This is a genomic window from Haloarchaeobius sp. HME9146 (genome assembly GCF_025399835.1).
In the GTDB taxonomy this organism is placed as follows: domain Archaea; phylum Halobacteriota; class Halobacteria; order Halobacteriales; family Natrialbaceae; genus Haloarchaeobius.
Genome location: NZ_JAODVR010000002.1, coordinates 517006 through 540055, shown reverse-complemented (window position 1 = coordinate 540055; position 23050 = coordinate 517006). Strand labels below are relative to the sequence as shown.

Here is a 23050-nt window from a genome sequence, read left to right as displayed (position 1 = left end):
CCGAGCCGAAGCTCTCAGGGAATTAGATAATCGGCCGGTGTGACGGTCACGACCCGGTCGTTCCGGCACGACCACGGTCGTGACGCGTGGAATCCGCCTATTCCTGCTCGAAAAGTGAGAGGAGTACCTTCTGGAGGGCGATGCGGACGTGCTGGTGGAACGTCGAGGACGCGATATCGAGTCGCGCCGCGACCTCCTCCGCAGTGCTCCGCCGCGGCCAGTCGAAGTACCCCTCGACGTAGGCCGTCTGCAGGGTCGCGTGCTGGCGGTCGGTGAGGTCGCCCAGGAGCATGTCCCGGCACTCGTTCGTCGTCCGGACCGGCCGGTCGCGTTCGAGGACGGAGACGACGTCGGTCTCGGGGAACTCGCCGACGAGGAGTTCGACCACGTCACGAACGTCGTCCTGGGTCGGTGCCTCCACGGTCAGCGTGGTCCGACCGTCGGCGACCATCTGCTCGCGAACGCGGACGCCGTACTCGACCAGCGACTGGACGAGCGACCCGCTCGACAGCTCGACCGCGATGAGCGATTCGTCCACCCGCTCGCTGATGACCTCGACGTCCTCGACGCCGGGGTATCGCCACAGTGCCGAGACGGCGGTGGATGCGGGCACGTCCTCGACGAGGTAGTAGTACCGCCTGCCGTTGGTGTTGCTGGCGACGATGCCAGCCAGGGTCAACCGACAGCCGATCTCCTTCGAGAGTGCGACCAGTGTCGCCGTCCGGTCGGAGCTCTCGAACTCGACCTCGATGATCGAGTCACTGAGCAGGAGTTCACGGTCGGTCGTCGCGCGGATGGCGAAGGCGACGAGTTCGCCGAGGACCGAGAACGCCCGCGTCTCGAACTCGCCGAACGCGTCGGGATGGCTCGCGATGACGACCAGCCCGCCGTAGTTCCGACCGGCGTAGGTGAGCGGAACCGCGATGGCTGCCTCGAACCCGCGTTCGAACGCGGCGCGCCGAACCGGCTCGTGCAGGGCGAGTTCACCGTCGACCGACCGGACGACTTGTGGCTCACCGGTCTCGATTGCCTTGTCTATGGCACCTCGTTCGGCCTCTGTCGGCGTGATCTGTGCGATCTCGTCGAGGACGCCCTCGTCGAGGCCGGCGGCCGCGCGCGGGACTATTCGTCCCCGGCCCAAGCTGTAGTGGCCGATCCACGCGAAGTGGTACAACTCCGAGGAGGCGATGTTCTCACAGACGGTCTGTTCGATCTCACCTCGGCTTCTGGAGTTGACGGTCGCGTCCGTTATCTCCTGGACGAGCGAGCTGATGCCCAGCAGTATCTCCTGCTGGTCGTGCTGGCGGACCATCACGTCCTGTTTCTCGGTGAGGTCGGCCTGCATCTCCCGGAGCCGTCGGTCGCGTTTCGTCCGCGTCAACGCGACGGTCAGGTTCGCGCCGAGTAACTCCGCGAGGTCGACCTGCTCCCGTTCGAACCCGTGGCGTGCGGTGGTACCGACGCTCAGCACGCCGTGGTCACCGAGTGGAACGTACAGGGCCTCCGACAGGGGATAGCGGCCGTACTGGTCGCCTTCGTCGACGACCGTGATGACGGTCTCTGCGGTCCGGAACGCCCGGCCGGCCGGAGTCGTCGCCACGTCGTACACGGGGCGCGGCCCGAGGACCTCCATCACCGTGTCCGGGGCTTCGGCGAGTACGAGCCCGTTGGCTTCCTGGTCGTACAGGCGAATCGCGTTCAGTGGGAGTCCGATGACCCGGGTGACGGCGTCGCACCCGATGGTCGCGATCTCCTCCTCGTCGTGGGCCGTCACCAGTTCGTGGGTGACGACGTTGAGCTCGCGGAGCCGCTGAGAGTGATGTTTCTGTTCAGAGATGTCGTGGACGACGCAGACGAGGCCCCGGCCATCGACCTTGCTCAGCGAGAGAGACTGGGGGAAGGTCTCCCCGTCGGTCCGCACGCCGGTCGCTTCGCCGCGCCAGGTCCCCTCGTGCTCGACGGCGGGGAGTACCTGCCACGCGATTCGACGCCACTCCTCCTCGGAGTAGCACTCGCACCACGCTTTGCCGACGAGGGAGGACGCGGTCGTCCCGTGCAGCGCGGCGAACTCCCTGTTCACGTACGTGAAGCAATTGTCGTCGTCCAGGACCGCGATTCCCTCCAGGGCGGCGTCCATCGCGGCGATTCGTCGGGCCCGTTCGCTCTCGTGCTGGCGGTGGTCGGTGACGTCCCGAAGGAACACCACGACATGGCCGTCGTGGTCGTCCAGCTCAAGGCTCTCCATCGATACGGTTCGTTCTTCAGCATCGGGCGGTCGGTAGACCACGGTCTCGTCCCGGTTCGCGTCCTCGGCGACGAGTCGCGCGAGCGTCGTCTCGCCCTGTCCGGTTTCGAACGCCTGGCTTGCGGCCTCACCGACGAGGTCCTCCCGGGAGCAGCCGAACAACGTCGCGGCGCGCTCGTTGGCCTCGATGATCCGGTTCGACCGCGTGTCGACCACGACGATTCCGTCGCGACTCTGCTCGAATAGCTCGTGATACAGGTCGTCGGCCCCTGTTTCCGTCCTCCCGGGACGCGCCGCGTGTGGGGGGCTGACGGTGGGAGAAGTGGCGTCGGTGTCGGTCGTGGGGGTCGTCGTCTCGACATCGACGTGGGTCTGGTCACGGCCGTCCTCGGTCTCGGCAGGTTCCTCCTGCGCGAGGGTGGCGTTGCCGGGCTCGAACCACTCGAAATCACGGACGAGCTCTACGTACGACACCTGTTCGTCGGTTTCGACGCGGTGGACGGTGACCGGTAGGGGGATTTCTTCCCCGTTCTTTCGGCGGTGACGAACCAGTCGGACCGTGTCGTCGTCGGCCAGGTCCGCGAGTAGTGCGAGGACCTCGTCCTCGTCCCGTTCCGTGAACAGGTTCGTCGACGACTGTCCGACCAGCGGCTCGCGTGTGTAGCCAAGGGTGTCCGCGACCGATGGTGTGGCCCCGACGATGGTGCCGGATTCGTCTACTTCGACGATACCGAACCCGGCTTCGGTGAGCGCCTGCCAGGCGGTGGCACTCCCGGACCTGTCGGTGTCACGAACAGTCTCCTCTCTCGGGCGGTCGCTGTTGATTTCCTCTTCCAACCCCCTTCCCCCCCTTCCCGTAACAATAGTCTCCTCAGATACTTAAGTGTAGTATTCTGAGTTATCAACGTGTTTTTATATAATACACAGAACGCCGAGGGACAAAAAGGGTGCACAGAAATGAGCGAATCAGACCGAAAGGGGGGCGTCGTGCCTACAGCCGTCGAGCCTCGAAGTCACCGTCGCTGTGGTAGCCGAGGCCCTCCCATTCGATCTGGACCTCGATGCCGCGGTACTCCAGCTCTCGGGTGGAGTTGTCCTTCGCGCTCCACTCCAGGCGTGCGCCGGCGATCTTGAGGTCGAGTTCCAGCGACTCTGGGTCCCACTCGAAGTCGACGAGCCGGCCGCGGTACTCGACCTCGTTCCCGTCGTCCTCGAACTTGGTCCCGAGGTCCGAGGCCGCCTCGAACTCCACGTCGTACAGGTGGTCGACCTCGAAGTCGATGTAGTCACCGTCCGCGACGGCGGTCAACTCGACGCTCTCGCCGCCGTCTTTGGTCTCGAACTCGATGTAGATGCCGTAGTCGTTGACCTCGAACTCCACGTCGAGGTCGCCGTCGTGGGTCTCGAACATGAGCCCGCCCCACTCGAACTCGACGTCACCGTTGTCGTCACGCTCGTAATCGAGGAGATAGCCGCTTCCGGCCGGACCGAGATACGGGTCTGTCGTCTCGTCCGCGCCGACGGCGGGGTCCGCCGGTGCCGCCGCAGGGCCGGGGCTTGCCGCCGGTGTCTCGGGAGCCGAACTCCCACCCGGGCTCGCGGCCGGTGCCTGTCCACCCGGGTTCGCGGCCGGGGACACCTCGCGCGTGTTCTCGACGTTCGACTGTAGCGCACCATCGGCTGCGAGTTTCCCGCCGACGCCCATCGAGAGTGCTGCGAGCGCTGTGCCCGCGTACTTGAGATACTGCCGCTTCGAAGTAGCTGCCATTGAATTGCCTCCACTGTATACCAGGCGGGTATGGGCTATAAGGTATCAAATTACTGTCTGGTGTGGACGTAAGGTTGGGTCATATCGTTACCACCCCGGTACGACTACGATTACCAAGAGTGTTCACGAAACAAAGGTGTGGAGGCTGGTCAGCGGGCGTTACACGCGCCGGGCTTCGAATTTTCCTTCACCGTTCCGCCCGTCGTACTCGCCGAACGCGGGGTTGTTGTGGGTACTGGCGTCCCACTCGAGCAGGATGTTCCGGCCACGGTAGTCGAACTCGTCACCGTCCCAGTCGAGGTAGACCGCACCGCGGATCTCCAGCTGGTGGTTGTCGGGTTCCCACTCGAACTTGAGTCGGGAGGCGAAGAACTCGATGTCACCGTCGTCCTCGAACTTCCGACCGTCGGCGACCGCCGTGAAGTCCACGTCGTGGTTGCCACGGACCTCGAACTCGATGACGTCACCGTCGATGTCCATCTCCAGGTCGAGGTGGTCGCCGCCGTCTTTCGTCTCGAAGTCGATGTAGATGCCGGGTTCGGCGGCCGAGAACTCGATGTCGCGGTCGTTGTTCTCGGTCTCGAACTCGATGCCGTCCCACCAGAACTCGATGTCTCCGTTGTCCTCACGCTCGTAGTCGAGGTACGGGCCAGCCGCGGCACCGACCAGCGGTTGGCTCGCTGGCTGGGGGTCGGCTGCGGGGGCCGCGTCACCACCGGTGTCGGTCGACGCCGCCGACGTGACCGTCGACTCGGGTGCGTCAGCCGCCAGTGTGTTGCTCGCGAGTTTCCCACCCAGTGTGAACGTCGCCGCCGCCAGCGAGGCCCCGGCGTATTTCAGATACTGTCGCTTGGATATGTCTGCCATAGTCCTCCTGCCAGTAGAGAAGCGCGGTTTCTACATTAAGCATCAAATAACTGAATACTCCTCTCGTTACAGGGGTGAGAGGACGACCCGGTGGTGAAGATACCGAAACGGTACGTCGCCCCGGACACCCGGGACGCTACACCGCGCGAGCCTCGAACGTCCCGGTTCGCTCGGGCGTCGTTGACTCCCAGTCGATCCTGACGGTCCGGCCCCGGTACTCGAACTCGTCGCCGTCCCAGTCCAGGTGGACGGCACCACGGACCTCCAGTTCGCGCCTCCGCGGGTCCCACTCGACCCGGAGGAGCGGGCCGACGTACTCGATTCGCCCCCGGTCGTGTTCGAAGGAGTGGGGGCCACCGATGGTCGCGACCTCGACCTCGTCGTCCTGGTACACGTCGAGGTCGATACCGTCTCCGGCGAAGAGGATGGTCAACTCCAGGTCGTCCCCGCTCGCCGTGCTCTCGAAGTCGATGTAGAGGTCGCCGTCGTCGACGAGGAACTCGACGTCACGGTCGCCGTCCGAGCTCTCGAACTCGACGCCACCCCACCAGAAATCCACGTCTCCGTCATCCGCGCGGTCGAATTCGAGAGCTGTGCCGGGTTGTACCCCGCCGGTGACCAGCGGCGTCCCGGACACGCTGTCCTCCTGCGCTACCGCGACAACATCCGGACCACTCTCTTTCTCGCCTCTCTCCAACGGGGTCGCCGGTGCCCTCTCCGCCAGGTCTGCCGACCGGGTCGCTTCACCCACGGAGGCTCCGCTTCTCGCGCTGTCGGAAGCGAGCTTTCCGCCGACGACGGCCGTGAGTGCGGTGAGCCCGATGCCGGTGTACTTCAGGTACTCCCGTCTGGAGATGCCTCCCATGGCGTAGTCTCTCCCCCGTAACGAGGGAGGCAGCGGCGATAAAATATCAAATAACTGGGTGGTGAGTGCGTTTCGTCCCGGATACGACTCGGGGGTCGAGGTACGCTCGAGTCCCGAGATGGGTACGCGACGGCTTCCGGCAGACTCCCGTGTTGTCCCGTCGTTCGCCGCGTTCACCGCGAGCAGACTCAAAAGGATGGAGCCGTTACTCCGGTACTGGAGCTGACCGTTCACGGGGCTGAGGCAGGGTTCGTCGGGAGGGAGTGCCAGTAACAGGGGGTTACTCGCTCACCGTGAGGAGAGTTCGGCTCACTCACGTGGCCGTGGGTCGGACACCGCTGGAATGTGGTCGGCCCGATGCGACGTCCCGGCTGTGGTCGTCACTCTGGAGGTAATCGTCGAAAAAACCGGTGTCTGCTGTGTCAGCAGTCGATATGGCTTGGTTGGGTGTGGGGTCGGGAATCCGAGTTAGAGGCGGCGTGCCTCGAACTCGTCGTCGCCGTTGTGCCACTCCCACTCCATCAGGACGTCCTCGCCCGCGTACTCGAGCTCCGTGGTGTCGAAGTCGATGGCGATGCGGCCGTCGGCGTACTCGAAGTCGAGGCCGTTGTCCATCTCGAGCTCGAGCTTGATCGCGCCCTTGATCTCGAGTTCTTCACTGTCCTCGTCGAATTCGAAGTCGAGGAAGCGCCCGCGGTACTCGATGTCGCGGCGGTCGTCCTCGAACTGGTGACCCTGGCCGTCGGATTCGAACTCGACGTCACCGTCGTCGTACTCGAACGAGATGTACTCGTTGCGGAACGCGATGTCCAGCTCGACGTGGTGGCCGTTGTCGTCCATCTCGAGGTCGACGTAGACCTCGCTGTCCTCGACGGTCAGCTCGAGGAAGTCGCTGTCGAGGTCGGTCTCGAAGTCGACGCCGACGTCGTCGAGGTCGATGTCACCGTCGTCACTCTCGAACGAGAGGTACGCCCAGTCGAACTCGATGTTCCCGTAGTCGTCGCGCTCGTAGTCGAGGATGTCACCGTAGCTAGCCGGCCCGAGAATCGGTTCGGGTGCGGCGTCGGTGCCGGGCTTCGCAGCGGGTGCGACCTCGGTGGTCTCCTTCACGCTCGACTGGAGCGTGCCGTCTGCGGCGAGCTTCCCACCCACGCCGAGGGAGAGTGCTGCCAGAGATGCGCCCGCGTACTTCAGATACTGTCGCTTGGAAAGGTCTGCCATTTCAGTGCCTCGTTCTAACGAAAGTCAGCTTCGGGTATTAAGCATCAAATAACTGTAAGGTCGTCACGTAACCTCGAGGAGATTCCTCGCAGGAACGGAACGTACTGCTTGCGAACCGGGCCACGTCGCCGGCCGTACCGACGTTCTCTGGCTGTCTCGCGTGTGGGACGAGCGTGTTCGTCGTCACACCCGACTACTGGACGGTCACGATGTGCCTGGGAGACGTCTCGTGGGTCGTCCAGGTAGCTGGTGTGGCCGGGGGCCTAGAGACGGCGTGCTTCGAACTCGTCTTCCGAGTGCTTCTGGCCGTAGCCGTGGTTGCCACCGCGCCATTCCCACTCGAAGAGGACGTCTTCGCCGGCGTACTCGAGTTCGGTCTCGTCGAGGTCGACGGCGATGCGGCCGTCGGCGTACTCGAAGTCCAGCCCGTTCTCCATCTCGAGCTCGAGCCTGATCGCGCCCTTGATCTCGAGTTCGAGGCTGTCCTCTTCGAACTCGAAGTCGAGGTAGCGCCCGCGGTACTCGACGTCGCGGCGGTCGTCCTCGAAGTGGTAGCCACCGCCGTCGGATTCGAACTCCACGTCGCCGTACTCGAACTCGAAGGAGATGTACTCGTCACGGAACGCGATGTCTAGTTCCACCATCTCACCGAAGTCGGTCACCTCGAGGTCGACGTAGACCTCGCTGTCCTCGACGGTGAACTCGGCGTCCCCATCGTCCAGGTGGGTCTCGAGGTCTACACCGACGTCGTCGAGGTCGATGTCACCGTCCTCGGTCTCGAACGAGAGGTAGACCCAGTCGAACTCGATATTGCCGTAGTCGTCGCGCTCGTAGTCCAGGATGTCACCGACGCCGGCCGGGCCGAGGATCGGCTCGGGCGCGGCTTCGGTGCCGGGATTCGCGGCTGGGGTGACTTCTGTCGTCTCCTTCACGCTCGACTGGAGTGTGCCATCTGCGGCGAGTTTCCCACCGACGCCCAGCGAGAGAGCGGCGAGGGACGCGCCTGCGTATTTCAGATACTGTCGTTTGTTGATGTCTGCCATTTCAGTGCCTCGACCATACAGAAGACTGTATCAAATATTAATCATAAAATTACTGGCTGGTCCTTACGTCACGGTTCGGGAACCACCCCGAATCAGTCATGTCAGGGACGGTGGCTGGACCGGTCGCTGGAGCAGCTCCCGGAGAACTGGACTCACTCTCGTCGGTGGTCGTCTCGAACTGATGCAGTCGCTCGCGGGCTACATCAGAAAAATATCGTCGGTGACAGCTGCCACCACTCGCTGTCGGCCCATCCCTTCGGACGAGCCCCGGTGCGAGGGAGTTAGATACGGCGTGCTTCGAACTCGTCTTCCGAGCTCCGCCGGCCGTAGCCGTGGTTGCCGCCGCGCCATTCCCACTCCATCAGGACGTCTTCGCCGGCGTACTCCAGCTCGGTCTCGTCGAGGTCGACGGCGATGCGGCCGTCTGCGTACTCGAAGTCCAGGCCGTTCGAGACTTCCAGCTCGAGGTTGATCGCACCCTTGATCTCGAGTTCGCCACTGTCCTCGTCGAACTCGAATCGGAGGAAGCGCCCGCGGTACTCGACGTCGCGGCGGTCGTCCTCGAAGTGGTACCCGGCACCGTCGGACTCGAACTCGACGTCGCCGTAGTCGAACTCGAACGAGATGTACTCGTTGCGGAACGCGATGTCCAGTTCGAGCTGGTCGCCGTCGTCGTTCATCTCGAGGTCGACGTAGACCTCGCTGTCCTCGACGGTGAACTCGAGGTGTTCCTTGCCGAGCTCCGTCTCCAGGTCGACACCGACGTCATCGAGTTCGATGTCACCGTCCTCGGTCTCGAACGAGAGGTAGACCCAGTCGAACTCGATGTTGCCGTCGTCGTCACGCTCGTAGTCGAGGATGTCACCGACTCCGGCCGGGCCGAAGATCGGCTCGGGCGCGGCATCGGTGCCGGGCTTTGCGGCAGGAGCGACTTCAGTCGTCTCCTTGACGCTCGACTGGAGCGTCCCGTCTGCGGCGAGCTTGCCACCGACGCCCAGCGAGAGGGCGGCGGCGGACGCGCCTGCGTACTTCAGATACTGCCGTTTGGAAAGGTCTGCCATTTCAGTGCCTCGTATTACCGAAGGCTGGCTTCAGACATTAAGTATCAAATTACTAAAACGTTGCCTCGTTACCATCGGGAGTTCCCCTGGCGTAGTCGAGCGACGTCGCATTCCCGGCTCGTGGTTCTCGTCCCGAGCCCGGTCACCGGGCGACAGCTCGGGCTCCCCGGGCGGCTGGCTCAGTTGGTAGTCGGGCCCACTCGGTAGTCGGGCCTGGGGTTCGCGGGTCGCGAAGAACAGTGCAGTTGCGCCGGAAAGAACCAGCGACCAGCCCCGCCTCCACTGCTGTCGCTCTGCGGTTCAGCGTGAGAAAATATCTACGTCCGAATGGTCGGTCTTCGCCTGTCTGCGTTGGGACGGGGTAGTCGCTACCCCGGGAAACGTGTTCAGATACGACGGGCTTCGAACTCGTCGTCCGTGCCGTAGTCGACGTACTCCCATTCGAACATGACGTCCTCGCCCGCGTACTCCACGTCGAGGGACCCGACGTCGATGTCGACGGCGATGCGACCGTCGATGTAGTCGACGTCGAGTTCGCCGTCTTCGTTCCACTCGATGTCGGCCCGAATCGCGCCCGTGATCTCGAGCTCCCAGTTCTCACCGTCGGTCTCCTGGAACTCGAACTTGATGTTGCGGCCCATGTACTCGATGTCCCGGCTGTCGTCTTCGGCCTCGAACTGGTGGCCGCTGCCGTCGGACTCGAACTCGACTTTCGGCCCGTCAGCGTCGAACTCGAACTGCACCCACTCGTCGCGGAACGCGAAATCCAGCTCGACGGAGTCGATACCGCGGTCCTCGAGGATCTCGAGGTCGAAGTACAGTTCGGTGTCCTCGACGCGCATATCGAGAGCTTCCAGGTCGTCACCGCCGTCGATGAGTGCCTCGATGTCGACGCCGAGGTCCTCTATCTCGAACGAGCCGTCGCTCTCGGTTTCGAACGAGAGCAGGCCCCAGTCGAACTCGATGGCTCCGTCGTCCTTGCGCTCGTAGTCGAGGATGTCACCGATGCCTGCGCTGCGGAGAATCGGCGTCGCTTCCGGGTTCGCACCGGCTGCGACGCGCGAGGTCTCACCGACCGCGGGGGCGAACGAGCCGTCCGCGGCGAGCTTGCCACCGACGCCCAGCGAGAGGGCGGCGAGGGACGCGCCTGCATACTTCAGATACTGCCGTTTGGAAAGGTCTGCCATTTCAGTGCCTCGAGTGGAGACTAGCCATCTTCTGGTATGAAGTATCAAATAACTGTTTGGTCGTTCCGTAACCGGTCGGATACGGGGTCTGGAACCGGTGGTTCACACCGTGACATAGAACCGACTGCGAAAACCCAGGACCGCGAATCGGACGCTCGTACAGGTACTGCCACTCAGAAGCGACGCGCTTCGAACTCGTCGTCGCCACCGTCACGCCACTCCCACTCGAATGCCACGCCTTCGCCACTGTACTCGAGCTCCGTGGTGTCGAAGTCGATGAAGATGCGGCCGTCGGCGTACTCGAAGTCCAGTCCGTTGTCTATCTCGAGTTCGAGCTTGATGGCACCCTTTATCTCGAGTTCACCCTTCTCCTCGTCGTACTCGAAGTCGAGGTAGCGGCCCTTGTACTCGATATCGCGCTTGTCCTCCTCGTACTGGTAGCCGGTCCCGCTCGATTTGAAGTCGGTGTCGCCGGCGTCGAACTCGAAATCGATGTACTCCTCGCGGAACGCGATCTCTATCTCGCAGTAGTTGTCCTCGCGGTCGAACTCCAGGTCGACGAACACTTCGCTGTCCTCGACGGTCAACTCGATGAAACTGCTGTCGAGGTCTGTCTCGAAGTCGACGCCGACGTCGTCGAGGTCGATGTCACCGTCGTCGGTCTCGAAGGACACGAACTCCCAGTCGAACTCGATGTTCCCGTAGTCGTCGCGCTCGTAATCGAGTATCTCGCCGACACCCCTGGGCCCGATGATCGGTTCGGGTACCGCCTCGGTGTCGGGTTTCGCCGCGGGCGTTACCTCGTTGGTCTCTTCGACGTTCGCGGTCGGTTGCTCCACGCTCGGCTGGAACGCGCTCCCTGCTGCGAGTGTCCCGCCGACACCGAGCGAGACGACGCCGAGGGACGCACCAGCGTACTTCAGATACTGCCGTTTGGAAAGGGCTGCCATATCGATTCCTCAGAGCAACAGAAGAACCGGAAGGTAATGAACTATCAAATTACCGGACAGTACGGTCGTTCCGCGGACGGAGGTACGCGGACGAAGGTCGATTACTCGGGGGTACAGCCTCCCCGGTCCCACGTCATGGAACCGGCACCGGGCGCGTCAGTAGTACAGAGTTTCCGCGTCGCTCGGCGGTTGGAATCGTGCTCGAAGAAAGGGGTCGAAAGAGTGTCAGAGCAGCAGTCTGTGCTGCGGGTGTTCTAGCAGAGCGTGTGGCAGGCTCCACCGGGGCCGATGCGGCGTGCCTCGAACTCGTCCTCGGAGTGCCGGCTGCCGTAGCCGTGGTTGCCACCGCGCCATTCCCACTCCATCAGGACGTCCTCGCCTGCGTACTCGAGCTCCGTGGTGTCGAAGTCGATGGCGATGCGGCCGTCGGCGTACTCGAAGTCCAGCCCGTTGTCGGTCTCGAGTTCGAGCTTGATCGCGCCCTTGATCTCGAGTTCCTGGCTGTCCTCGTCGTACTCGAAGTCAAGGTAGCGTCCGCGGTACTCGATGTCGCGGCGGTCGTCCTCGAACTGGTAGCCACCGCCGTCGGACTCGAACTCGACCTCACCGTAGTCGAACTCGAACGAGATGTACTCGTCGCGGAACGCGATGTCCAGTTCGAGCTGGTCGCCGTTGTCGTTCATCTCGAGGTCGACGTACACTTCGCTGTCCTCGACGGTCAGCTCGAGGTGCTCGCTGTAGATGTCGGTCTCGAAGTCGACGCCGACGTCGTCGAGGTCGACGTCGCCGTCCTCGGTCTCGAACGAGAGGTACGCCCAGTCGAACTCGATGTTCCCGTAGTCGTCGCGCTCGTAGTCGAGGATGTCACCGTAGCCAGCCGGGCCCAGGATGGGTTCAGGGGCGGCTTCGGTTCCGGGCTTCGCCGCAGGGGCGACTTCTGTTGTCTCCTTCACACTCGACTGGAGTGTGCCGTCAGCTGCGAGTTTCCCGCCCACGCCGAGGGAGAGAGCAGCAAGAGATGCGCCTGCGTACTTCAGATATTGTCGCTTGGAAAGGTCTGCCATGTTTCCTCCACTCTATACCCAAGGTGGTTTCGGACATATAATGAATAATTACTGTCAGTAAATCACGTTTCCCGAACGTGACTCGGTTTCCTCCAGTCCGCCGTCTATCGATATCACTGCCTATCCAGTGTACGGACGGACTGCCAGAGAAGAGAGAACGTTCGACCGGGTCAGGCCCGCTGTGGGACGTCCGCCGCACCGGTCGGCGTGACCTTCCACGTCGTGCCCGAGGAGTACCCCCACTTCTCGATGTCGAGCCCGACGTCGCGGTTACTCCGCAGAATCTGTGCCAGGTTCGCGCCGACCTCCTTCGCCGACAGGCCGACTGCTTCCCCGATGAGCCGCGACTTGAAGTAGGTCTGGTAGCCCGCCTGCGTCGACAGGTAGGTCAGTATTCGCTGTTGCTTCTCGTTCAACCCCGTGATAGCGATGCTGTTCGTATCGTGCATGTTGTTTCCCCCACGGCGGCAGGTTCTCCACGTCCCGACGCCGTTGCTAGAGAGATATTCGCGTCCGGAGAACATAACGTTCGTCTTACCTATGTGCCACTGAGGCGGTGGTAACCGAGCAGAATCTGCTGTACCACCGCATTCGCTGGACGCCTGAAGACCGTGCAAGAATCGGAGTGAATCGCGGTGGTGTCACCCGTTCGACCGGTGGGACGAGTGGCACGTCCCCGGAACTCCCGGGGACGGTTGCCTCGTACGAACGGCACGACCGTCACGCATTTGACGACTGACTGAACTGGCCACGACGGCGTACCGGACACCGAGACGACAGGCGATTTGCGACCGGGGGACGTCGGACGGCGTTTCCTTCCATGCGATGTCCCCGTGTGGTAGTTGGCGACGCCCGTGTTTAAAAGCGCGCGAACCCGTGGGTCAATCGATTACAGGCGTGTTAATCGCTCTATTGGAAGCTCCGACCGTCTGAGGTCTACAGACTATCTGAAACCAGACACCTCTTGCTGGTGAGGTGACTACGCCGACGTAAGGCGAACGCCATATAGCTGAGACACGTAGGATAGTCTGAATACGCGTGGCCGTGCGCGGCGTACCCGTCGACCGACTACAGGTCGCTCCAGCACGCTGGCCACGGACCCGAGGAACCACACGATGTCAGGAAGCTATCTGTTCTCGTTCGGGGGCGTACCGCGGTCGATGGGACCGGGAGGCACCGCTCTCCTCGACGCCAGCGGGCTGGGGAGCCACGTCCTCGTGGGGTCGTTCGACCCCGTCCTGTTGCACCCGTTCCACACGCTCGCGCTGGTGCTGGCGGTGGCACGTATCTTCGTCCTCATGCGGGCGAAGGGGCTGTACGCGACCGAGGAGCTCGTTATCGGGTTCTTCCCGTGGGTGGCCGTCTCGGCGGCGCTCTCGGTCTTCGGCCAGGTCGTCGTCCTGCCCGAACAGGTCCTCCCGTTCCTCTCCACGCCGCTGGTCTACCTGACGGCGTTCGTCCTCGGCGGCCACCTCTGGTTGTACCTCGCGAACCCGGAGCAGCGCTCGCCCAGAGAACAGGCAGAGTCGGTCGCCATCACGGGCATCCTGTGTCTGGCACCGATCACCGGGGCGACCATCGCCCTGAGTGGCCGCGAGGTCCACCCGCTCTGGTCGCTCGTGGCGGTGCTGGTCGCGGTGTCGATCTCGGTCATCATCTGGGCCTACGTGGACCAGTTCCACCCCGGCGTCACCGGCAACGCCGGCCTGCTCGGCTTCGCGGTGGTGTTCGGCCACCTGCTCGACGCGAGCACGACCGTCATCGGTATCGACATCTTCGGCCTTGCCGAGCAGACGCCGCTCTCCTGGGAGATCATGAAGTTCGCCGCCACGTTGCCAACGGCCGACGTGCTCGGGATGGCCTGGCTGTTCCTGGTCGTGAAGGTCGTCATCGCGCTCGGCATCGTCTACGTCTTCAGCCACGCCATCACCGACGCGAGACACCGGAGTATCGTCCTCGGGATGGCCGCCACCGCTGGCTTCGGGCCTGCACTCCACAACCTGTTCCTGTACGCGATTCTCTGAGCCGGCCGTCGGACGGTTCCTCCCTGGGTGCTCTCGATTCGTTTCTCTGCGAGCGGTCCACCAATCGATTCCTTCGATACCTCGCCGTGCGAGTACGCCAGAACTTCCCAGTCGCTGCCGTGCGAGTACGCGAGCGGTCCTGTCGGTTCTGATGCGGTCCCGGCGGTCCTGGCGGTTCCGACGCGGTTCCAGCGCTTCTGGCAGGGTCCCAGCGATCCCGATTCTCTCGTCCTCGCTGCTCGTCGACGGTCAGAGCTCGGGCCCTTCACCGTGTGAGCCCGCCACACCGCCGCCGTGAGCCTCCGCGACCCTCGAGGGATATGGCAGGCTGGTCTTCCCCTGCTGCAGCGTCTCGCCGCACACACGAACGCTCCTGGGCGATGGGTCAGGACCGCACTGGTCGGTGGCTGTTCCGCCGAGTGCGGTTCCCGTAGATGAGGACCCGCACTGGGGCGTTCGTACGGTGAACGTACGGAGACTCCCCTCCTGCTCGACGAGCCAGGGGTTGGTGCTTGTTGCTCACCACGAAGACGGCTACGAACGGCGGTCGACGACTCGACCAGGGTCACGGAGAGACGGGAGTTGCCACTGTCTGAAACAGACGGACCGAGAAAGAGCTGGGGAAGGGGGCGAGGGTGCTTACTGGGTGAAGCCGCTATACTCCGGGGTCGCGTTCAGGAGCTCTTTGTACCGGGTTCTGATGGTCACGGTGCTCATGTTCGCGACCTCCGAGACGTCCCGCTGGGTGATGTCCTCCGAGGTCACCACGGACGCGGCGTAGACGGCGGCTGCTGCGAGTGTCACTGGGCTCTTGCCACTGTCGAGGCCCTTCTGCTGGGCGTTGTCGAGCAGCTGGTACGCGATACGTTCGCCCTCCGAGGAGAGGCCGAGCTGGGACGCGTACCGGCGCACGTAGTCCTTCGGGTCGGCGAGCTGGACGACGAGGTTCAGCTCCCGGACGAGCGTCCGGTAGGCTCGGCGGAAGTCGCTGTCCTCGATGCGGCTGACCTCGATGACCTCGTCGATGGTTCGCGGGATGCCGACCTGTCTGGCGGCGATGTAGAGCGACGCCGTCGCGATCGACTCGATGCTCCGGCCCGGGAGCAGGTCCTCCTTGAGCGCGCGCCGGTAGATGACAGAGGCGGTCTCGCGAACGTCGGTCGGGAGCCCGAGCGCGCTCGCCATCCGGTCGATCTCACCGAGTGCCTGCCGGAGGTTGCGCTTCTTCGAGTTCTCCATGGTGAAGCGCTGGTTCCACACGCGGAGGCGTTCCATCTGTCGACGCTGGTTGTGGCTCAGCGGCGCGCCGCTGCTGTCTGCGTTCTTCCAGTCGATGGTCGTCGACAACCCCTTGTCGTGCCAGAGAACAGAGACGGGCGCACCGACGCGGCTGCGCTGGTCGGCCTCGTCAGAGGAGAACGCCTGCCACTCCGGGCCGCGGTCGATCTCGTCTTCCGCGACCACGAGACCGCAGTCTATACAAACCGTCTCACCATGCGTATCGTCGTTCAGGAGCGACCCACCACATTCCGGACACTGGAGTGGTGCGTTCTCGCGACCCGACGGGACGTCGCTTCCGATGCTGTCCTTTCGTGTCATAGTATATCTGCTCTAATCGGGATGGTCGACGCTCCGTACTGGAACGTCGCTGCCCCCTCGCGCGGTCGATGCTCGTTCGAACCACCGGCCGACCATACCTGTCGCTACTGCAGCGTCGATAGGCGACCGGGCGGACGTCTGAACGGCCTCTCCGCCCTTGCGACCCTTTGGCGACAGAGCATCTTAACGTTCTTCTAACGTGTTCGGAAGTACCCCACCTCGACTTCGTCACCTGGGGGAAGCGGGATAACTCCGGTTCGGTGGGGTATGTTTCAACGTGGTAAGGGAGACGGAGGTGTCTGGCTAACATTGTTGTAAGCTAGCAGTTAACATGCTACGTGCCGTATACAGTAATACGCGCGAAGCGACACGCGCACGGCGACACACAGGGGGGACCATGAGATACTCAAAGAAGGAGAGAGAAGACGCACCGAAGCTCGAGGCGAACGCGGGATTGCCGGCGACGATTCCCCCGTACGCTGCATTGCTCCTGACGCAGGGAGAGGTCATCATCTACGACACGACGAACCACAAGGCGTGGATACAATCGACGTGTGCGGTCGGACTTGAAGACGCCCTTTAAATACTCGTAGGGTGCGGTCGGCAGTGATTTTCGATAGACGCTATATCTCCGTCACGCGAGTGTACGACTCGTCCATCGCGGCGGCGTCCTCGGGGAGTAACGCGACCACGAGGTAGTCGGTGTAGGACTCGAAGTACTCGACCAGCGCCGCGATCCGGTCGGAGTCTATCGCCTCGATGGAATCGAGGAGGACGAAGGGGACGGTCTCGTGGACCTCGTGGACGAGGTAGCCCGCGAGGGCGAACACGAGTCCGATGACCTCTCGTTCGGATTCGCTCAGGTGCTCGACACTGTCCTCGTACACCTCGCCGTCCGCGGTTTCCCGGACCACGTGAAGCTCGAAGGCGGTCTTTTCCACGTTCCGTCTGCCCGCTCGTTCCGTCCGCTCCACCCGTTCTATCCAGACGCGTTCGAGGTTCTCGTACCCGAGGAGCTCCAGCACCGTCTCCATATGCTCGTTGAACGCCGAGACGGCGCGGGATTCGAGCCGGTCGATGCGGGTCCGGAGGTCGGTCAGCTCCGCCGTGACCTCCTCGCGCGTCGATTCGAGCTCTTCTCGTTCGCCGAGCTCGCGGTCTATCTCCTCGATTCGGTCGGCCACCTCCTGTTGTTCGTCCACGAGCCGATCGACGTCGAACTGGAGCCGGTTCGCCTCCCGGTGCTGTTCGAGGATGTCCTCGTACTCCTCCGCTTCGAGGGCTTCGACCTCCTGTTCGAGGTCCTCGATACGGTCGTGGAGAGCGGTCTCCCGGGCCTCCAGGTCCTCGATGCGTTCCTCGTGCTCGCCCTGCTCTGCCTGTCGCTGTGCCCGCTCTCGCGCCCGTTGCTCGCGCTGTTCTCGCTGTGCCTCCAGTTCGTCGAGCGTCGACTGGAGTTCTGCTCGCTCCCGGTCCAGTTCCTGTCGCTCCTCGAGTTTGTCCTTACAGAGCGATTCGAGCTGCTCGACGGTCTCCGAGATGGCGCTCCTGTCCGCCTCGTTTCCACACGTCCAGCAGACGACGGTCTCGTCCGGTACCAGCGCGTCGGTCAGCGTCCCGCCGTCGGTCCCGTCGTACTCGTCCAGCGCCGCGACGACCTCGTCGTTCTGGCCGTCGAGCATCTCTCGGTTGAATTCGACGATGCCCTGCAGCCGGTTTATCGTGCTGTTGACGGACTGTATCCGGTCGTGCAACGAGTCGACGCGGCGCTCGATGTCGGCAGGGTCCTCGTCGAGGCCCGCCGTCTCGTCGCGTTCTTCGGCCTCCAGTTCGGCCAGCCGGTCGGTCACCGACGCGAGGCTCTCGCGCTCCGTTTCGAGGTGGAAGCGGACGTCTTCGAGCTCCCCTCGCGCGTCCCTCAGTTCGCTGAGCCTGGCATCGAGTTCGTCCGTCTCGGCCCCTGCCTCCGCGAGGCTCGCGTCCATCTCCTCGATGGTCTCCTCGGTCGCATGCAGGTCCTCGCGCTTCTCGGCGATCTCGGCGTCGAGTTCCTCCTGGCGCTGTCGGAGCTGTGCTCGTTCGTCCTGCAGGTCCTGGGTCGCCGCGAGCCGTTCGTCGAGCTGTCGTTTCCGGGCCTCCAGACGCTGAATCTCGGCCTTGATCTCGGTTGTGTCGACCGGTCGCATGATGAGTTCCCGGAGGTCGTCACCGAGCGCGACCGCGCGCCGGGCCTCGTTCGACTCCAGCAAGAAGGCATAGAGGTCCGCGAGGGTCGGATCGGCGAGGTACGGCTCGCCACCGGTCCAGACTCCCTCTCCCTCCCGTCTGAGCTCTCGTGTGTACGTCTCGTCTCCGATGGTGAGGTCTACCCGCCCGGCTGATGCATCTGCCTTGAGTGATGCCCGTTCGCTCCCGAGGCCCGCCATCAGCGCCTGTAAGAACGAGGTCCGGTTCGTCGCGTTCCGCCCAGAGAGTACCGTCACCCCCGGTGAGAACTCGACATCGGTCTCGTCGATACCGCCGACGTTCTCGGCGTGGACGGTGACCGTGGCTGTATCGTCTCGTTCGCTCATTTTTAGAGGTTTCACGGGCCTCCGATATATCTCTGGTGTCGGCGCTCTCCAACAGAAATGTGGCGTGGTATCACACACCTCGGCGTTACAGAGTTACGCCTGTAACGAAATGTTCAGTCGGCTTCACCGACGCAGGGACAGCCACCGTGCTCGAGCAACTCGCCGAAGTCAGATGACCGGCCGCAGTTGGTGCAGAGGACGGTCACGTCGACCAGTATCTCGAACTCCGCGACCGACAGATGACCGCCGTCGTCCAGTCGTTCCAGGTTCGAATCGGCGACCGCTGTCGTCCGGCTCTTGAGTCGCTGGATCGCCTGTGTCGCGGACTCGACCGGGTCGCGTTCCTCCGTCTCGTGGGAGGCTCCCCGGAAGTTCGTCAGGTACCGGTAGATGGCCTGATGCGAGACGAAATCGCCCGTCACGCCATCGACGTCGACGCCCTCGCGTTCGAGATTGCGGGCGGCCTGTGTCCGGGCGCTCGGCCCCACCTCGTCGCCGGTCAACAGCTCGTATTTTGTCTCGAGTTCGGGGTCCGAGAGATAGATTCCTTCGCGCTCGAGCGCGGCCTGCAGCACTTCGAGATTGAAGTAGTCCGCCAACTCGCGGAGGCTGTACTGATCGTCGCCGTCGGTGGTCCAGAGTCGTTCGAGGTCGTCCCCGAGGGTATCGAGCCCGTAGGACTCGATGACGCGACCAACCTTGCTGCGAGCGTGGTCGCTGGACGAAACGCTGGGGGAAGTCACAGGGATACCTATCCGGTTTGGGGATTAAAAGCTACCGTCGAAAAGTGAAGAACCGGTGATATGTTGGGAAGAAGTGGTCAGATATCCATTTCGACGGTCGTCCCGGCACCGATGCCGAGTTCGTCCGCGTAGCCCTGGTTGACGGCGATGACGTACAGTACGGGTGCGTCGCTCTCGTAGCGAGCGAGCTGGTCGTCACTGACGCCCGGCTGTGGGTTCGCCTGCTCGACGTTGACCACCACGTTCTCCGCGTTCACGAAGATGAGGTCGAGCGGAATCGTGGTATCCTTCATCCACATCGAGACGAGGTACTCCTGGTCGAAGACGAAGGCCATCCCGGCCTGGTCGGGCAGTGCGGTCCGTCCGCTCAGGCCCGCTTCCTGTTCGGCAGGGGTGTCGGCGACCTCGAGGGTCGCGCTCCCGACGGTGAAGCCGTCCACGACGAAGATGGCGGTTCCCTCGTTGGTGAACTCGCTCTCACCGCCCGTGTCCGGCGTGGTGGTCGGCGGCGCCGTCGTCGGCGGGGTCGTCGTCGGCGGCACGGTGGTCCCGTCGTCCGGAGCGCCGTCACTGCCGGGGTCCACTGGCGGTGTCACGTCCGGCCCGAAGTCGTCGTCCGAGCTGGTGGGTGATTCGTTCCCCTCGTCACCGATGGGTGGGAGGATGATGTCGTCACCGGAGCTGTTCGCGCCGGGATCTGTCACCGGGTCCTGGCTGTCTCCGGGGTTCACTGCAGCCTGTCCGCCACCCTGGAGCACGACGGCCGCGACCAGTACGACGACGATAGCGACGAGTATCAGGGACTCGCTTCGCACGTTCATGGCAGTACAGAGACGCAGCAAGGGGAAAAGTTCTCCATAACTGTGCAGTCACGGAATCACGTCGAAAATACGAACGGGGCCCCCGACGGGTGTGGAGAATGTCAGGTCAGTGTTACAGCGACTACGCCCGTCGGGTGACCGGGACGACCGCCTCGTCAGGGAGTTCGGCGATATGACCTCGCACTTGTGCTCAGTACCAGTAGCGGCGGCCGTAGTAGCCGTCGACGCTGTCGACCTTGATGAAGCCGCCGTCGACGTATCGGATGTCGAGTTCGCCGGCCGCCTCGTCGATGTCGAAGTGCGCGACCGCACACGGGCCGCCGTCGAGCAGCTGCACGTCGAGGCCGTTGTAGTCACAGTCGATGTAGACGCTGGGGCTCTCGAACTCGAAGCCACCGTAGTAGTCCTGCTTGAAGTACGCGGACCCGTACGGCCCGACGAACTCGACCTCGGTGTCCCCGGACGCCCACGCGTCGATCGAGTCGAAGTCGAACGTCGCCCCGGTGCCGCAGTAGTCGTTCACGCGGAGGCGGAAGGCGTTGCGGTACGGGGCGAACCGACGTCCGTAGTAGCCACCACGATAGTAGTTGCTGCGGGCGAACGTCCCACCGACGTCGGCGGTCGGGGTCGCCGTGTTACCGACGGCGGCTGAAGCGGAGCCCACCACGGTGCCGGCAGTGAGCAGGCCGGTGCCGAGGGTCTTGAGTAGCGTGCGTCGCGAGGTTCCTGAGTTGGTAGTGCTGTCCATTGGGTGATTTCCTCCTTCTCACTAACTCATAGGTGGGCTCCACAGATAACACGTCTACTATCCAACCAGTTACGACAGTACGCCGAAGTTTACCGATGGAATGGAAGTTCCGCAGTGACGAGACGACGATACATCTGGTCACAGATGGGCCAAACCGGTGGTTTGGCAGGTTCCAGCGCGGTGGGGAGCCGCGCCTCGACGGGGAACAGGACATCGTGAGGAGAGCTCGGCTGGTCGCTGCGGTGATGCCGAAGAAGCGGTGTTGCAGTCCCGAACCACCGGTTCACGGAATCCGGGTACTGAAAAGGCAGACCGTACGCGGTCTGTGTGGCCGCGGTCGTCGTCGGTCACCGAGGCACTGAATGGCAGGTCGGCGTCGGTGGTGACGACGGTTGGGCCGGTGGTAGCGTCTCGCGCCCGCTCGACCGGTAACGGTCGATTCGCGGGCAACCAGACCAGGTGTGGCACGTATGGGCAGTCTCGAATCGGCTGTTCTCCGCGTTCGTGAGTCGGTGGTGCTGTCTATCGTGTGATTTCGTCCGTCTCAGTTACCCATAGGTGTGCCATGGTAATGAATAGCTCAGTTTCCGGATGGATACGTCGACACCTGACGCTCGTTTCGTCAGGGAAGTCCTCGCGCGGGAGACACTACTTCAGTGACCGACCCACCGACTGCGGTCGCTCTGGACACAGACGCACAGAAAAATCGACGACCGGCTATGGTTCAGACAGCAAGGAGTACCCCGGGTCCGGTCGACCCAGTTAGCCCTTCTCAGTAGCAGGCGCCGAAGTCCGCCTCGAGGTCGTCGCCCTCGACCTCGAACTTGATCACGTCACAGCGACCGAAGGTCTCGAACTCCATGTCGCCGTAGGCGTAGTCGTACTCGAAGTCGATCTCGGCGCTCTCGAACTCGATGTCACCGGTGTAGTCGTCACGTTCGTACTCGAACCCGCCGGCGAGGATGTCGCCGCGGACCTCGACCTCACCGTGGTCGAACTCGAACGAGCCGCCGTAGTACGGACCGTAGTTGCTGCCGTAGTACGGGGCCGGGGCGTTGTGGCTCGATGCGCCGATGCTCTGGCTCCCGGCAGGACCGTGGCCCGAACTGAAGCTCCGGCTGGGAGCGCTGCGGTGGCCGTAACTGTTGCTGCGGCCGTAGCCGCGGTGGCCGTAACTGTTGTTGCGGTTGTAGCCACGGCCACCGTAACTGTTGCTGCGGCGGTAGCCACCGCGGGTGTTGTAGTTGCGGCGGTTCCGCCGGAAGTTGCGGCTACGGTAGCCGCCGTCGTCGGACGCGGCGACCGCCTGGGAACCCACCCCGATGGTGAGGAGGCCCGTGCCGATGGTCTTGAGCAGGGTACGTCGCGTGCTTTGCGTCGAGGAATGTTGTTTCATGGTGGTAGTTCCCTCTCAGCCAGTACCTAGGCAGTGTCCGGGAATATAATGTTAGCTAATAAACTGGTTACACGGGTACCACGAAGTTGTCCGACCGAATGGACTTACCAGCTGGAAGGTGCAATCGGAGATGACGTAACCGCTGCATCACGAGTCTGGAGACGGTTCCTTCCCGTCCAGTCACGCCTACGGGGGATGTGCAGGCGGTGAACGCAGCGCTACGAGTTCCATCACTCTGACGAACAAAAAATCGGTCTCGTGGCTGTTCCCGGGTGGTCGTGCTCGATACCGGTTCTGGGTGGCCGCCAGCCGACTGGTCGGTCACCCGCTACCCAGCTCAGTACCAGTAGGACCCGTAGTACGGGTCGTAGTAGTAGTACCGGCTGTAGTATGGGTAGTAGTACGGGTAGTAGTACGGGTAGTACCCACCGTAGATGCGGATGTCGATGTCGTCATCGCGGAACCGGCGGCGGCGACGGCGGAACCGGCGGCGGCGACGGCGGAACCGGCGACGGCGGCGGCGGAACCGGCGACGGCGACCACGACGGCGACCGCGGCGACGACCACGACGGCGACCGCGACGGCGACCACCGCGACGGCCACCGTCACCGCGCTGGAACTGGTCACCTTCGGTGTGGCCCGCGGCCGGCTCGACGGCCGGGCTCTTCGGTCGGCCACCCTCGGCTGCGGAGACGGCCCCGCTACCGACACTGGCCGTCAACAGACCGATTCCAACGGTCTTCAACAACTTTCGTCGATACACTCCCTGATCGCTTTCGGGATACATTTTCAACTCCCTCCAGGTAAAAATTGGAGGCATCGCCGGATAATAACGCGGTAGTAACGGGGTTACGCGGCTACCACCAAGTTGCACG

At 63.3% G+C, this 23050-nt stretch carries 20 protein-coding genes; 2 read left to right on the top strand and 18 right to left on the bottom strand.

Translation table 11 applies throughout. The features are described from left to right. Positions 1-97 precede the first annotated feature (97 nt). The 11 genes from N6C22_RS20295 to N6C22_RS20245 all read right to left on the bottom strand — a co-directional run bounded on the left by N6C22_RS20295 (position 98) and on the right by N6C22_RS20245 (position 12720). Positions 98-3082, bottom strand: coding sequence for a PAS domain S-box protein (locus tag N6C22_RS20295; protein ID WP_261653035.1), 2985 nt, complete (start codon positions 3080-3082; stop codon positions 98-100). Between the two features lie 154 nt (positions 3083-3236). Beyond that, entirely contained in the window at positions 3237-4013 is a 777-nt protein-coding gene (locus tag N6C22_RS20290; RefSeq protein WP_261653034.1) for a hypothetical protein, read from the bottom strand. A gap of 159 nt (positions 4014-4172) precedes the next feature. Then, the gene (locus N6C22_RS20285; RefSeq protein ID WP_261653033.1) at positions 4173-4880 is read right to left on the bottom strand and encodes a hypothetical protein; all 708 of its coding nucleotides are present in this window, start codon (positions 4878-4880) and stop codon (positions 4173-4175) included. 136 nt (positions 4881-5016) lie between these two features. After that, positions 5017-5745: a hypothetical protein gene (locus tag N6C22_RS20280; protein WP_261653032.1), complete on the bottom strand. Its 729-nt coding sequence runs from the start codon at positions 5743-5745 to the stop codon at positions 5017-5019. A gap of 468 nt (positions 5746-6213) precedes the next feature. Beyond that, the gene (locus N6C22_RS20275) at positions 6214-6966 is read right to left on the bottom strand and encodes a hypothetical protein (protein ID WP_261653031.1); all 753 of its coding nucleotides are present in this window, start codon (positions 6964-6966) and stop codon (positions 6214-6216) included. A gap of 263 nt (positions 6967-7229) precedes the next feature. Continuing rightward, positions 7230-8009 (bottom strand): hypothetical protein, encoded by a 780-nt coding sequence (locus N6C22_RS20270; RefSeq protein ID WP_261653030.1) that lies wholly within the window; start codon positions 8007-8009, stop codon positions 7230-7232. Positions 8010-8290: 281 nt separating this feature from the next. Continuing rightward, positions 8291-9070 carry a hypothetical protein gene (locus N6C22_RS20265; RefSeq protein WP_261653029.1) on the bottom strand — a complete coding sequence of 260 codons (780 nt, stop codon included), beginning with the start codon at positions 9068-9070 and terminating at the stop codon, positions 8291-8293. Positions 9071-9456: 386 nt separating this feature from the next. After that, a complete protein-coding gene (locus N6C22_RS20260; RefSeq protein WP_261653028.1) occupies positions 9457-10257 on the bottom strand; it encodes a hypothetical protein in 801 nt (266 codons plus the stop codon). 173 nt (positions 10258-10430) lie between these two features. Next, positions 10431-11207, bottom strand: coding sequence for a hypothetical protein (locus N6C22_RS20255; RefSeq protein ID WP_261653027.1), 777 nt, complete (start codon positions 11205-11207; stop codon positions 10431-10433). A 254-nt stretch (positions 11208-11461) separates the two neighbouring features. Next, complete coding sequence (locus N6C22_RS20250; RefSeq protein ID WP_261653026.1) at positions 11462-12271, bottom strand: hypothetical protein; 810 nt, start codon at positions 12269-12271, stop codon at positions 11462-11464. A gap of 170 nt (positions 12272-12441) precedes the next feature. Next, a complete protein-coding gene (locus tag N6C22_RS20245; protein ID WP_261653025.1) occupies positions 12442-12720 on the bottom strand; it encodes a hypothetical protein in 279 nt (92 codons plus the stop codon). 666 nt (positions 12721-13386) lie between these two features. Between N6C22_RS20245 and N6C22_RS20240 the strand changes: the two genes are divergently transcribed. Beyond that, complete coding sequence (locus N6C22_RS20240) at positions 13387-14295, top strand: DUF63 family protein (protein ID WP_261653024.1); 909 nt, start codon at positions 13387-13389, stop codon at positions 14293-14295. A gap of 639 nt (positions 14296-14934) precedes the next feature. On the opposite strand, the gene N6C22_RS20235 is transcribed toward N6C22_RS20240, so the two are convergent. Continuing rightward, the gene (locus N6C22_RS20235) at positions 14935-15894 is read right to left on the bottom strand and encodes a transcription initiation factor IIB family protein (RefSeq protein ID WP_261653023.1); all 960 of its coding nucleotides are present in this window, start codon (positions 15892-15894) and stop codon (positions 14935-14937) included. Between the two features lie 397 nt (positions 15895-16291). Between N6C22_RS20235 and N6C22_RS20230 the strand changes: the two genes are divergently transcribed. Then, complete coding sequence (locus N6C22_RS20230) at positions 16292-16477, top strand: hypothetical protein (protein ID WP_261653022.1); 186 nt, start codon at positions 16292-16294, stop codon at positions 16475-16477. Between the two features lie 40 nt (positions 16478-16517). Here the strand turns inward: N6C22_RS20230 and N6C22_RS20225 are convergent, their stop codons facing one another. The 6 genes from N6C22_RS20225 to N6C22_RS20200 all read right to left on the bottom strand — a co-directional run bounded on the left by N6C22_RS20225 (position 16518) and on the right by N6C22_RS20200 (position 22920). After that, positions 16518-18467, bottom strand: coding sequence for an archaea-specific SMC-related protein (locus N6C22_RS20225; protein ID WP_261653021.1), 1950 nt, complete (start codon positions 18465-18467; stop codon positions 16518-16520). Positions 18468-18580: 113 nt separating this feature from the next. Then, positions 18581-19210 carry a rod-determining factor RdfA gene (rdfA, locus tag N6C22_RS20220; protein ID WP_261653020.1) on the bottom strand — a complete coding sequence of 210 codons (630 nt, stop codon included), beginning with the start codon at positions 19208-19210 and terminating at the stop codon, positions 18581-18583. 77 nt (positions 19211-19287) lie between these two features. Then, positions 19288-20031 (bottom strand): DUF192 domain-containing protein, encoded by a 744-nt coding sequence (locus N6C22_RS20215; RefSeq protein WP_261653019.1) that lies wholly within the window; start codon positions 20029-20031, stop codon positions 19288-19290. Positions 20032-20221: 190 nt separating this feature from the next. After that, complete coding sequence (locus tag N6C22_RS20210) at positions 20222-20779, bottom strand: hypothetical protein (RefSeq protein ID WP_261653018.1); 558 nt, start codon at positions 20777-20779, stop codon at positions 20222-20224. 772 nt (positions 20780-21551) lie between these two features. Further along, positions 21552-22175, bottom strand: coding sequence for a hypothetical protein (locus N6C22_RS20205; RefSeq protein WP_261653017.1), 624 nt, complete (start codon positions 22173-22175; stop codon positions 21552-21554). Positions 22176-22512: 337 nt separating this feature from the next. Further along, a complete protein-coding gene (locus N6C22_RS20200; protein WP_261653016.1) occupies positions 22513-22920 on the bottom strand; it encodes a hypothetical protein in 408 nt (135 codons plus the stop codon). Positions 22921-23050 lie beyond the last annotated feature (130 nt).